General features: G+C 60.7%; 13 protein-coding genes. 8 read left to right on the forward strand and 5 right to left on the reverse strand.

Features of this window, described 5'->3' with window-relative positions:
* The first annotated feature begins 30 nt into the window (after nt 1–30).
* The 6 genes from KSS97_RS14120 (at nt 31) to KSS97_RS14145 (ending at nt 5,960) form a co-directional block, all read left to right on the forward strand.
* Nucleotides 31–1,320 (forward strand): MFS transporter, encoded by a 1,290-nt coding sequence (locus tag KSS97_RS14120; protein WP_217859327.1) that lies wholly within the window; start codon nt 31–33, stop codon nt 1,318–1,320.
* A gap of 30 nt (nt 1,321–1,350) precedes the next feature.
* Nucleotides 1,351–2,181 (forward strand): amidohydrolase family protein, encoded by an 831-nt coding sequence (locus KSS97_RS14125; RefSeq protein WP_030138750.1) that lies wholly within the window; start codon nt 1,351–1,353, stop codon nt 2,179–2,181.
* A 187-nt stretch (nt 2,182–2,368) separates the two neighbouring features.
* Nucleotides 2,369–4,552 (forward strand): PAS domain-containing sensor histidine kinase, encoded by a 2,184-nt coding sequence (locus KSS97_RS14130; RefSeq protein WP_217859329.1) that lies wholly within the window; start codon nt 2,369–2,371, stop codon nt 4,550–4,552.
* Nucleotides 4,549–4,935: a response regulator gene (locus KSS97_RS14135; RefSeq protein WP_198797329.1), complete on the forward strand. Its 387-nt coding sequence runs from the start codon at nt 4,549–4,551 to the stop codon at nt 4,933–4,935. Before KSS97_RS14130 ends, KSS97_RS14135 begins: the two co-directional genes overlap by 4 nt.
* Nucleotides 4,932–5,375 (forward strand): HIT family protein, encoded by a 444-nt coding sequence (locus KSS97_RS14140; protein WP_217859331.1) that lies wholly within the window; start codon nt 4,932–4,934, stop codon nt 5,373–5,375. The genes KSS97_RS14135 and KSS97_RS14140 overlap by 4 nt, the downstream gene beginning before the upstream one ends.
* Nucleotides 5,376–5,444: 69 nt before the next feature.
* The gene (locus tag KSS97_RS14145) at nt 5,445–5,960 is read left to right on the forward strand and encodes a hypothetical protein (RefSeq protein ID WP_198797330.1); all 516 of its coding nucleotides are present in this window, start codon (nt 5,445–5,447) and stop codon (nt 5,958–5,960) included.
* Between the two features lie 18 nt (nt 5,961–5,978).
* On the opposite strand, the gene KSS97_RS14150 is transcribed toward KSS97_RS14145, so the two are convergent.
* Nucleotides 5,979–6,848: an AraC family transcriptional regulator gene (locus tag KSS97_RS14150; RefSeq protein ID WP_217859333.1), complete on the reverse strand. Its 870-nt coding sequence runs from the start codon at nt 6,846–6,848 to the stop codon at nt 5,979–5,981.
* A 250-nt stretch (nt 6,849–7,098) separates the two neighbouring features.
* Between KSS97_RS14150 and KSS97_RS14155 the strand changes: the two genes are divergently transcribed.
* A complete protein-coding gene (locus KSS97_RS14155) occupies nt 7,099–8,262 on the forward strand; it encodes a (R)-mandelonitrile lyase (RefSeq protein WP_217859343.1) in 1,164 nt (387 codons plus the stop codon).
* On the opposite strand, the gene KSS97_RS14160 is transcribed toward KSS97_RS14155, so the two are convergent.
* The 4 genes from KSS97_RS14160 to KSS97_RS14175 all read right to left on the reverse strand — a co-directional run bounded on the left by KSS97_RS14160 (nt 8,250) and on the right by KSS97_RS14175 (nt 11,052).
* Complete coding sequence (locus tag KSS97_RS14160; protein ID WP_198797333.1) at nt 8,250–9,143, reverse strand: LysR family transcriptional regulator; 894 nt, start codon at nt 9,141–9,143, stop codon at nt 8,250–8,252. The two genes, KSS97_RS14155 and KSS97_RS14160, sit on opposite strands and share 13 nt — an antisense overlap.
* Before the next feature lie 84 nt (nt 9,144–9,227).
* A complete protein-coding gene (locus KSS97_RS14165; protein WP_030138758.1) occupies nt 9,228–9,521 on the reverse strand; it encodes a hypothetical protein in 294 nt (97 codons plus the stop codon).
* A gap of 30 nt (nt 9,522–9,551) precedes the next feature.
* Nucleotides 9,552–10,580, reverse strand: a complete 1,029-nt coding sequence (locus KSS97_RS14170) for an alpha/beta hydrolase (protein WP_030138759.1) — start codon at nt 10,578–10,580, stop codon at nt 9,552–9,554.
* Nucleotides 10,581–10,605: 25 nt separating this feature from the next.
* Complete coding sequence (locus tag KSS97_RS14175; RefSeq protein WP_217859345.1) at nt 10,606–11,052, reverse strand: cyclophilin-like fold protein; 447 nt, start codon at nt 11,050–11,052, stop codon at nt 10,606–10,608.
* A gap of 127 nt (nt 11,053–11,179) precedes the next feature.
* On the opposite strand from KSS97_RS14175, the gene KSS97_RS14180 reads away from it, so the two are divergent.
* On the forward strand, nt 11,180–12,109 hold the full coding sequence (locus tag KSS97_RS14180; RefSeq protein ID WP_217859347.1) for a LysR family transcriptional regulator: 930 nt from the start codon (nt 11,180–11,182) through the stop codon (nt 12,107–12,109).
* Nucleotides 12,110–12,299: the final 190 nt, after the last annotated feature.

Consider the following 12,299-nt stretch of genomic DNA (forward strand, 5'->3'; position numbering starts at 1 on the left):
CCTTTCGTTCCATTTATAAGGATAAAAATCATGTTCAGCTGGTATCGCCAAATCACTTCGCGGGAGCGTAAAACGTTTTGGGCGTGTTTCGGCGGATGGTCGCTCGACGCGCTGGAAGTCCAGATGTTCGGCCTGGCGATACCGGCGCTGATTGCCGCGTTCGCCTTGTCCAAGGGCGATGCCGGATTGATCAGCGGCGTCACGCTGGTCACTTCGGCCCTGGGCGGTTGGGTCGGCGGCACCTTGTCCGATCGCTATGGTCGGGTGCGCACGCTGCAATGGATGATCTTGTGGTTTTCCTTCTTCACCTTCCTGTCGGCGTTCGTCACCGGCTTCCACCAACTATTGATCGTCAAGGCCTTGCAGGGCTTCGGCATCGGTGGCGAGTGGGCCGCCGGCGCGGTGTTGATGGCCGAGACCATCAACCCGAAATACCGCGGCAAGGTCATGGGCACGGTCCAGAGTGCCTGGGCGGTGGGCTGGGGACTGGCGGTCGGGGTCTTTACGCTGATCTATTCTTTCGTACCGCAGGATATGGCCTGGCGGGTGATGTTCATCGTCGGCCTGCTGCCGTCGTTCCTGATCATCTGGGTGCGCCGCAACGTCGAGGAGCCGGACAGCTTCCAGCGCCTGCAAAAGGAACAGGCCATCCCGCAGAGTTTCTTCAAGTCCCTGGCCGGCATCTTTCGTCCCGAGTTGATTCGTGTCACGTTGTTCGGTGGATTGCTCGGGCTGGGCGCCCACGGTGGCTATCACGCGGTGATGACTTGGCTGCCGACCTTCCTCAAGACCGAGCGCAATCTGTCGGTGCTTAACTCGGGTGGCTACCTGGCGGTGATCATCTTTGCCTTCTGGTGCGGTTGCGTGGTCAGTGGCTTGTTGATCGATCGCATCGGCCGACGCAAGAACATCTTGCTCTTCGCGTTGTGCTGCGTGATCACCGTGCAGTGCTACGTGTTCATGCCGCTGAGCAATACCCAGATGCTCTTCCTGGGCTTTCCGCTGGGCTTCTTCGCGGCGGGTATCCCGGCGAGTCTCGGGGCGTTCTTCAATGAGCTGTACCCGGCGGACGTACGCGGTGCCGGCGTCGGTTTCTGCTACAACTTCGGCCGGGTGCTGTCGGCAGTGTTCCCGTTCCTGGTCGGCCACATGAGCGACTCGATGTCCCTGGGCTCGGCCATTGGCATCGACGCCGGCATTGCCTACGGCGTGGCGGTGCTTGCGGCGCTGTGCCTGCCGGAAACCCGAGGCCGGAGCCTGGAAGCCACTGCGCCTGCGGCGTCCGACCTGGCACCCGGCGGCGAGCGCGCCCGGGCCTGATTATTTCTTATTTACGCTAGATGAAGACTCATGGTTGATCTCACCAAGACGCCGGTTACCGGCATCGATTGCCACGCTCATGTGTTCAGCCGGGAACTGGAGTGGGCGGCGGTGCGGCGCTACACACCGGACTACGACGCCACGCTCGGGCAATACCTGGACCACTTGCAAACCCACGGCCTCAGCCACGGCGTGTTGGTGCAGCCGAGCTTTCTCGGCACGGATAACCGCTACCTGCTGGCCGCCCTACGACAAGCGCCGGAGCAGTTGCGCGGGGTTGTGGTGGTGGAGCCGGGTATCGGCCGCGCTACGCTGGAGCACATGGCCCGGCTGGGGGTGGTCGGCGTTCGCTTGAACCTGATGGGCAAGGCCTTGCCCGATTTTCGCGAAGCCGCCTGGAAGGAATTGCTTGGCCATCTCGCGACATTGGGCTGGCATGTGGAATTGCATGCCCCGGTGGCGGAGCTGCCAAGCTTGATTCGTCAGTTGATCCCGTTTGGCGTGCAGGTGGTCATCGACCATTTCGGTCGCCCGGATGCGCGTCTGGGCATCGACCAACCGGGTTTTGCCGAGTTGTTGGCGCTGGGGCTCGGCGGACACGTATGGGTGAAGGTCTCGGGCATCTATCGGCTGGCGGGGACGGACCGGCGGAACCTGGAATTTGCCCGCGCCGCACTGGCCTTGCTTGAGCAGAATTTCGGCCGCCAGCGTCTGGTATGGGGCAGTGACTGGCCCCATACACAACATGAGGCCAGCGTCGGCTTCGATACCGTGATGCAACAGTTGCGGGCGTTGGAGTGTGCGGGTCCGCTCATGCGTGCGCTGATGGTCGAAACACCGCGTGCATTGTTCGGGTTCTGATGTCAGCGGAGGTGCCGTCGAATTTTCCTGAACTCGCGGGTTGGATAGGGATCTAGAATCCATTGCAGCTGCATGAAAAAATCCGCGCCGGCGTATGAAAGGATTTATCCGGGCCGGGATCGCGCCTCGGATTTTGACCGCAAGCGCTGTGTAGCAGGCATCCAGCCAGGCGGATTGAGGATCAGTAATGTCGAATATTGAAGCGTTTCCCCTGGAGACGCGCACGCCGAGCGAGTACGAAAGTCTCGTGTCAATGGGGGCCAACGCGCTCGATGCGATTCCCGGCGCGGTGTATCTCTGCGACCGCCAGGGTTGGCTGGTCCGCTACAACAGCGAGGCAGCAACCCTGTGGGGACGCACGCCAATAGTGGGTGAGGGCGGCGACCGGTTTTGCGGTTCCTATCGTCTCTACCTGCCCGACGGTACGCCGCTGGCGTTCGAAGATTGCCCGATGGCCTCGGCGCTTGAAGACGGCGCGGCGACGCGTAACCAGGAAGTGCTCATCGAGCGTCCGGACGGAACGCGGATCGTGGCACTGGTCAACATCCGCGCCTTGAAAGATGGTCATGGAATCATTCAAGGGGCAATCAACTGTTTCCAGGACGTCTCGGCGCACCACGCCCTGGAGCAAGAGCTGCGGCGCAAGAATGCCGACCTGGAAGACTTCTTCGAAAACAGCGCCGTCGGCCTGCACATCGTCAGTGGCGACGGCATCATCCTGCGTGCCAACAAGGCCGAATTGGCCCTGCTGGGGTATTCGGCGGACGAATACATTGGCCGGCCCATCGCTGATTTTCATGTCGATGAGCCGGTGATTGGCGACATCCTGGGCAAATTGAGCGGTGGCGAGTGCCTGGAAAGTTATCCCGCGCGATTGAAGGCCAAGGACGGTTCGATCAAGTACGTCACCATCACCTCCAATGGCCGGTTCGAGGACGGCAAGCTCTTCAATACGCGCTGCTTCACGGTTGACATGACCTGTGTCCACCTGGCCGAGGCGGCGCGCCAGGAGAGCGATGATCGGTTGTCCGCGACGTACGAAGCGGCAACGATTGGCATCGCCGAGGCGGGGGCGAACGGCCGACTGCTGCGGGTGAACGACGCCCTCTGCAACATGCTCGGTCGCTCCCGCGAAGAACTGCTGGACATGACGTTCCTGGACTACACCCACACCGACAGCCACGACCAGGACGCGGCCCTTTATGCACGTCAGGTGGCGGGCGAGCTGGACCATTACGTGCTGCGCAAGCGTGCCTTCAAGCCTGATGGCGAGACCGTCTACCTGGACATCCACAGCTCCTCCGTGCGGGATACGCATGGCGGGTTCCGCTATGGCGTGCGGGTACTCCAGGACGTCACGCTGGCGCGGCGGATGGAAAACCAGGTCCGTGAAAGCGAACGGCACATGCGCAATCTGCTCGAGGCATTGCCGGCGGCGGTCTACACCACCGACGCCCAAGGACGCATCACTTTTTTCAACCGGGCGGCTATCGAGTTGTCGGGGCGCACGCCTCAATTGGGCGACCTGTGGTGCGTGACCTGGAAATTGTTCAACACCGACGGAAGCTTCCTGCCCCACGACCAATGCCCGATGGCCGTCGCCCTGAAGGAAAACCGACCGATACGCGGGGTCGAGGCCATCGCGGAGCGTCCCGACGGCAGTCGCGTGCCGTTCACACCATACCCGACGCCGCTGCACGATGCCGAGGGCAACCTGGTGGGCGCGATCAACATGTTGGTGGACATCACCGAGCGCAAGCAGGCCGAAGACCGGCAGAAAACCCTGATCGACGAGCTCAACCATCGGGTCAAGAACACCCTGGCCACCGTGCAATCCCTGGCGGCCCAAACCTCACGCAACGCGGAAAGCGCCAAGGAGGGCTACAACCGCTTCGAGGCACGCCTGCTCGCCTTGTCGCGCGCCCACGATCTCCTGACGAGGCGGCATTGGGGACAGACGCCCCTGGCGTCGCTGGCCCAGGAAGTACTGCTGCCGATATTCGGCGCCGAGCCCGGCCGTGTCACGATCGAAGGCGATGCCATTGATGTCGATACCCGCGTAGCGCTCAGCCTCACGATGACCCTCAACGAACTGGCAATCAACGCCCTCAAGTACGGCGCGATGTCCGTCGAGACAGGCAGGCTTTCGGTGAATTGGAACGTCCAGGCGCAATCGAACGGAAACTTGTTGACCTTGGATTGGCGTGAGCAGGGCGGGCCTCTAGTGTCACCACCGGAACGTGAAGGGCTGGGATCGCGTTTGATGAAGCGCTGCATCGAGCGCGACCTGGGTGGGATATTCGTGCTGACCTATGCCCCAGAGGGCGTTCTCTGTCGCTTCTCGTTCATGGTCACTGAGCATTCGGCATGACCCTTTTTGCGGGTATCAGGGTCCTGCTCGTGGAGGACGAAGGCACGGTCGCGATGTTGATCGAGGAAATGCTTGAGGACCTGGGATGCACAGTGGTGGCGTCCGTGCCACGGCTCGCCCTGGCACGGGAGAAGGCGGGTACGGCGCAAGTCGACCTGGCGATCCTGGACGTCAATCTCGCCGGGGAACGGGTCTTCCCGGTGGCTGAAATCCTGCGTGGACGTGGGGTTCCGTTCCTGTTCAGCACCGGATACGGCGCGAGCGGCCTGCCCGAGGAGTTTGCGCAAAGTCCGGTTTTGCACAAGCCGTTTTCAGAAAGCGAATTACAGCTGAAGATAGCGCTGACATTAAACAAACAAGCACGGTCCAAGGAGCAACCATGAGTTTGAACGGCCAATATAATTCGCAGAATATCTTCGCGATGATTCTTCGCGGTGAAGCACCCGCCTACAAGATTTACGAGGACGCCGATGTATTGGCCTTCCTGGATATTTTCCCTCAGTCGCGCGGCCATGTGCTGGTGATTCCCAAGGCATCCCAGGCTCGCAACATTCTCGAAGTGGAACCCGCGGTTCTCGGCACGTTGATGTCAGCCGTGCAGCGCCTGACCCGCGTCATCGTTGACGAATTGCAGCCGGACGGCGTGCAGATCGCCCAGTTCAACGGCGCACCGGCCGGGCAGACGGTCTATCACATCCATGTGCACATCATTCCACGCTGGGAGGGCCAGGCGCCTGGCGTCCACGGGCAGGGGAAGGCCGATCCGCAGGAGCTTGAGGCGTTGCAGGCGCGGTTGGTGGAGCGTATTCGTTCGGCGGGCTGAGGCCGTAGCGCTTGTCTGGTTTGGACGCTAACATCCGCGCTGACCTCCCAACACCGCGGACCCCACTCGATGAAATTGCGCCTGCTCACAGCTGCCTTGTTTTTCGCCTGCACCCTGGCCCACGCCGCCGAGCCGAAAATCCCCAAAGCCCTGGAACAACAGGTCGGGCACTTGGTGGCGCTGCTCAAGGACAGCTATGCCACCGGCTACCCCGAAGCGACGCTGGTGCAGACCCTGGACACCGGTGAGGACAGCCAGGTCACGCTCGCGGTCTTTACCCTCGAGGGTTTCGGGATGGGTAACAACTACAGCCAGTACCTGGCGGTCTTCAATCCCGAGGAGAACGAAGAAGGCGTGCCGCATTACAGTCTGTTGGACGTGATGCGCATCGGCGGTGACAGCTGGCGGGCGATCGATAAGCTGGACGCCAAGCTGGTCAGCGACCCGGCGGGTGAGCAGACCTTGATCGACATTCCCGTGATGGAAAACACCGACGACGATGCGCCGAATTTCCCCAGCAGGGCGGCGGTCATCCACCTTTCCCTGGATGGCTCACCCTCCCTGCGGTTGATGGAGATCAAATAAGGCGATGTCGTGATGCCGCTATTGCAGCGGAACATACACATCGGTTTGCCATTGATCCTGTGGCGTCTCCGGATAGACGCTCAGGTAGTGGAAGAACAGCGGCTGGTCCCGCAGCTCTTCGCCGCTCGCGGGAAGCCAGTCGCGGTAGATCGGGTAGACCGTTTCGCCGATGTGATCCGGTGACCCCGCGTGGCGAACCACGACATAGCGGCCGCCAGGTATGACGAGCGGCCGGACGCCGAACTCGTTCGGTGTCACTTCCTCGTCAATCTCACCACAGATCGCGAAGCGGAAAGCGTGTGGCGGTGTCGTATCGGGATTGCCGTAAGGGATGCCGAACGTGCGGCTTGTCGCCACCGGCGATTGTCCGCTGCGCATGCGCCACTCGATGAACTGGCGCACGCTTTCATTGACGAGCCCCGGAGGTCCGCGGTGCTCGAGCGTCGCTACCTTGATTTCAGGGCATTCAACGATTCGAACGTGCATGAGGATATTCCTTGAGAAATGGGGGATGGCAAACACCGTATTCCAGACCTGCCAGTTCGGGTTCTTCCTGAACACACTCGGCGCCATGCCGAACGCTCGTCCGAACGCCCGGCAAAAGGCCTCGGGACTCCGAAAACCTGCATCCAGTGCCGCGTCCAGTACCGAGTAATCTGCGTTCGCGATCAGGCGATGTGCCGCGCGTCGCAGCCGCATCAGTTGCACATAACGTGAAACGGGCACGCCGGTGAACGCGGTAAATTGCCGATGGAAGTGAAACACCGAGAAGTTCGCCACCTCACTCAGCGCCTTTACCGACAGATCCCCTTCGAGATGGGCATCGATGTAGGCCAGGACGGCGGCGAAGCGTTTTGTGTAAGCGAATTCGCTCGGTTGTTCAGGCACGGGTAAAGGCTCTTGGAAGTGCGGTCGGCGTAGAGTCGACGATTGGCCATGGGCCTGCCTAGCCGCGTTTGCTCAAAAGAGCGTAGCTCGGCCGTCGAGATTGGGGGCGTTCGCCAACGAGCGTCAATGACGATCAGCGGTTATACGAATTTATGTAGTTTTGATATGAGTCCTATGCCATTGGCACGGTTTATCGATCAATGCTGCGTGGGTAATTTGTTCTCGACGATATCCATCGAGAGGCAACCCAATGAAGGCAAGCACCTTGTATTTCGCGTTATGCGCGGCGGCGCCTTTTGCCGATGCCGCCGGCCAGGAAGGCGCCGGCGGGTCGCGCACGTCACAGCAGATCAGCCGAGCGGGCAGCCAGGCCTCGGCCGCGGGGCCTGAGGATTATTTCACCGGTCGCGTGCGGGTTGATCCGTTGTTTCCTGCCACAGGCGAAATCAATGCCTCTGCGGCCTACGTCAGCTTTGAACCTGGCGCGCGCTCGGCCTGGCATACACATCCCGCCGGCCAGCGATTGGTGGTGGTATCCGGCATTGGCCTGACGCAGGAGTGGGGCAAGCCGGTGCAGCAGATTCGCCCGGGAGACGTGATTGTCTGTCCGCCGGGCGTCAAGCATTGGCACGGCGCTGCGCCAGACAGCGCCATGACCCACCTGGCCGTGACCGGCACGGTGGACGGCAAGAATGTGCAATGGATGGAAAAAGTCAGCGAAGAGCAATACGAAACCGGCGCAACACCGACGCCGCCGACCGCGCCGGATAACGTGACGGTTTCACAAACCCTGTCGGCCAAGCAGCAAGCCATCCCGGTGATTGCCGCCGCCATGGCGACGAGCAACATGCCGGCGCTCAATACCGCATTGAATCAAGGGCTGGATGCGGGCCTGACCGTCAGCGAGGCCAAGGAAATCCTGGTGCAGCTCTACGCCTACAGTGGTTTTCCCCGCAGTCTCAACGCGCTGGGTGAACTGATGAAAGTCGTGGAGGCGCGCAAGCAACGTGGCGTGCAGGACGAGCCGGGGCGTGAACCCGCTGGCCCGATTCCCACCGGCGACGCATTGCTGGCGGTAGGCAAGGCCAATCAGACGCGCATTGCCGGTGCCCCCGTCCAGGGGCCGTTGTTCGACTTCGTTCCGGTCATCAACCAATACCTGCAGACGCATTTGTTTGGCGATATTTTCGAACGCGACAATCTGGATTGGCAAAGCCGTGAGCTGGCGACGGTCGCCGCGCTGGCGGTTACCCCAGGCGTGGAGTCACAACTGCGCTCGCACATGGCCGCCAGCCTGCGAGTCGGCCTGAGCGCGGCGCAATTGCGGCAAGTGATCCAGTTATTGGAAGAGCAGGGCGACGCCGCTGCGGCCAAGCGTGCTGCTCAAGCGTTGGACGCCAGTCAGTCCTCGTAGCGCAAGGCGTCGCGCAACAGCGTGAAGGCCGGCGAATTCTGGCGGCGGCTGGGGTAATAGAGGTGATAGCCGGAAAACGGCTCGCACCAATCCTCCAGCACGCGGATCAACCGGCCTTGCGCCACGGCGTCCTCTACCAGATCCTCAGGCATGAACGCCAGGCCCAATCCCTGGATCGCGGCCTCCAGGCGCATGGCAATCGTGTTGAATACCAGTTGGCCCTCCACCCGCACTTGCACTTCCTGAGCGTTTTTCTCGAATTCCCAGACGTAGAGGCCGCCATGAGTCGGCATGCGCAGGTTGATGCAATTGTGGGCCGTAAGGTCATTGGGAGTCCGAGGCACGGCGTGCCGGGCGAAATACGCAGGGGAGCCCACGACTGCCATGCGCATGTCCGGGCCGATGCGCAGGGCGATCATGTCCTTGGCGACCTGGGGACCCAGCCGCACCCCGGCGTCGAAACCCTCTGCGACGATATCCGTAAAGCCGTAGTCAACGATGATTTCGATATTAAGGTCGGGATTGTCGGGTAACAGCTTGGCGAGAACGGGCTGCAAAACAGTGATTGCCGAGTGCTCGCCCGTGGTGATGCGCAACTTGCCGGCCGGCTTGTCGCGAAACTCACTGAGCATCGCCATTTCCTGGTCGATCTCCTCAAGCCTCGGCGCGACCACCTGCAATAGTCGTTCGCCCGCTTCGGTGGGCGCGACACTGCGCGTGGTCCGCGACAACAACCGGACCCCCAGGCGCTCCTCCAACTGACGCATCGCCCGGCTCAGCGCTGGTTGCGACATGCCGAGCTTGGCGGCGGCGCGGGTGAAGCTGCGCTCCTGGGCGACGACGGAGAAGATGGCGAGTTGGTCGTAGCGTTCTGTGGTCATTGATCCGCCTCGGGTATGAGCAGGCAGGGATTATGAACAGGAACGACTGGAATGACCCAGCCCCGAATCATCGAAAACTCAGGGTTACGCACATCCAATATGCACGCGATACCGGATACACCGGTCAAACCGGTCTTCCGGGTTTTCGTAAGCTTCCAACTTTTCCAGAAAACCCGTGCGCTCAAGAACGGCCAAGTCCTTGAGCGTCCAGTCAAAAGGAAAGTCGCCGGAGAACGTCTTGCCTTGATGTTCAACCCAGTGATCGACCGGGAAGGGCATGTAGCCGAGCCATTCGGATTGATAGGTGATTTGGTCGCAGTCGCCTGCGATCACAACGGCGCGGATCCGATGCTTGATGAAGGCTACACGTTCATCCATGGTTTTTCCGATCCTGGTTGATGCTCGAATTCATTTCAGGTTGTTCTGGAAGAAACTCGTCAACTTGTCAAACGGAATCAGATCGACCCGATCATAAAGATCAACATGCCCGGCCCCAGGAATGATCACCAGTTCCTTGGGCTGGCCGGCGAGCTTGTAAGCCTCTTCGCTGAACTCCCTGGAATGCGCATCGGCGCCGGCAATGAACAGCATGGGGTGAGGCGAAATGGTCTCGATGTCATTGAGTGGATAGAAGTTCATGAACTTGATGTTGCTGGTCAGCGTCGGGTGCGTGGTCAGGTCTTTCGACGAGCTGGCCGGCGTGAACTCGCCGCGCGGGGTGCGGTAGAAGTCGTAGAACTCCCGTTGGATCGGGTGGGTATTTTCATCCAACTGATGCACCGTACCGCTGGTGTACAGCGTTTCGCCGCCGACGAACTCCACATTACGCTGCTGTGTCGCCTGAGCGATGACGGCCCGGCGCTGATCGAGCGTCTGGGAATGCTTCAACCCGTTGCGATTGACGCCGCCCATGTCATACATGCTCACAGTTGCAATGGCTTTCATGCGCGGGTCGATCTTGGCGGCGCTGATGACGAAGCTGCCGCTGCCACAAATACCGATGGCACCAATGCGCTCCTTGTCGACGAAGGGCTGGGCGCTGAGAAAATCCACGGCGGCGCTGAAGTCCTCGGCGTAGATATCCGGCGAGACCGCATTGCGCGGCTGGCCCGCGCTTTCGCCCCAGAATGAAAGATCCAGGGAGAGGGTCACGAAGCCTTTTTCCGCCATCTTCGTCGCATATAGATTCGCGCTCTGTTCCTTCACAGCGCCCATTGGATGGCCCACGACAATCGCCGGATTGCTTTTCTTGCCATTGAGGTTCTTCGGAATGAACAGGTTTCCCGCGACGTTCATTTGATACTGGTTCTTGAAGTTGACCTTTTGCACGGTGACTTCGTCGCTGGTGTAGAAGTTGTCTGCGCCGTTGGACATATCGGCTCCTATTGCTGAAAGAGAACTGAACAGAAGGGTTAATAAAACGATGATCTTTTTCATGGGGAATCCTGTCGGTGCGGAGTAATCAGTTCTGGGAAAACGTCACCTGCACGTCTCGCCGGCCCAACGCTTGCGCCAGTCTTGCGGCATCGCCTATATGCCCCAGCCGGGTGTAGGCGTAGGGTGAGTCGAAGGTCGTGTAGAAAATGACCAGGGTGTCGGTGCCGTACAGCATCAGGTCGCCGTTGTGGATCGTTCCCGGCTTGCTCGCTTGGGCGGGGAGCGCCTGGGGGAGGGAGGCGTATTTCTCGTTGCGGTTGAGATCACTCATCTCCAACGTCAGCGGTAATAACGTGACAAATGCACGGGTGGCCGCGTTGTCAGCCAAGGAAATGGCAAAGCGTTGTTCGCCCACGGTCATCCACATCTCAGGTTGCTCCGTTATCGAAGGTGCCGAGGCGGCACCGGAAATTGTCCCGTAGCTGCCAAGCATCAACGCTGACGCCAGCAAACCCAGCCAGACCGGTCTCATCGCGATGCCCCGAATTCGTTTCTGTTCATGGGAACAATGGTGACGCGCGGGCACTTGCGCGACTAGCTAATGAATGCTTAAAGAGGCTATAAGCACAGCTAATCAATAACCTTTGAAGCGTTTCGCCATGGTCAGAAGAAATCTCAACGATCTGCTGTCTTTCGTGACGGTGGCGCGCGAAGGCAGTTTCACCCGCGCCGCCAACGCACTGGGCGTCACGCAATCGGCCCTGAGCCAGGCCATCAATGGCCTGGAATCGCGCTTGCAAATCAGGCTGCTGACGCGGACCACCCGCAGCGTTTCGCCAACTCTCGCCGGCGAACGCTTGCTTCAGGCCATCGGCAATCGCTTCGACGAGATAGAGACGGAGCTGGACAGACTCACGGAGCTGCGCGACAAGCCCGCCGGCACCGTGCGCATTACCTGCGGGGATCATGTCCTGCGCACGACCTTGCTGCCGAAACTGACCGGGCTGCTGCACGAATACCCGGACATCAACGTCGAGTTTGATGTCAGCTACGGCTTTCGCGACATCGTCGCGGACCGTTTCGACGCGGGCGTGCGCCTGGGCGACACCATCGACAAGGACATGGTGGCGGTGCCGATCGGCCCACCCTTGCGGATGGCCGCGGTGGCTTCGCCAGCGTACTTCGCCAGCCGCGCCATCCCCGGGCATCCCCGCGACCTGATGAGCCATCGCTGTATCAACCAGCGCATGCCGACCTCCGGCGGGCTTTATGTCTGGGATTTCGAGCAGCGAGGCAAGCAAGTGAACGTGCGCGTGGACGGCCAGCTCATCTTCAACACGTCGACGCACATCGTGCAGGCGGCAGTGGCCGGGCTGGGCATTGCCTACCTGCCGGAAGAAGAATTTGAACCGTACCTTCAGGACGGCCGATTGGTGCGCATCTTGGAAGCGTGGTGCCCGCCATTCTCAGGCTACTATTTGTACTATCCGAGCCGGCGCCAACCGTCACCTGCGTTTACACTGGTTGCCAATGCGTTGCGCAAGGACACCCAGGGGGATGCCTCGAAACCGCTGCCTGCTGGCCCATAAGGCTAAAAAGCACCAGTCGTCGTTTTCAGGATACGTTTAGTCGTCCATATGCAATCGCCAGTCCCCGGGAGTGGCAAGCTGTGAAGATGCCCCGGACCAAGTGCGCCAAAGACACCTGGCCGGAGAGCGAGAATGGCGATCGGAATGCCACGCTACCGTGACGTGGGCCGGACGCCGCCGCCAAGACTCC

It is taken from the genome of Pseudomonas alvandae, assembly GCF_019141525.1.
GTDB classification, from domain to species: domain Bacteria; phylum Pseudomonadota; class Gammaproteobacteria; order Pseudomonadales; family Pseudomonadaceae; genus Aquipseudomonas; species Aquipseudomonas alvandae.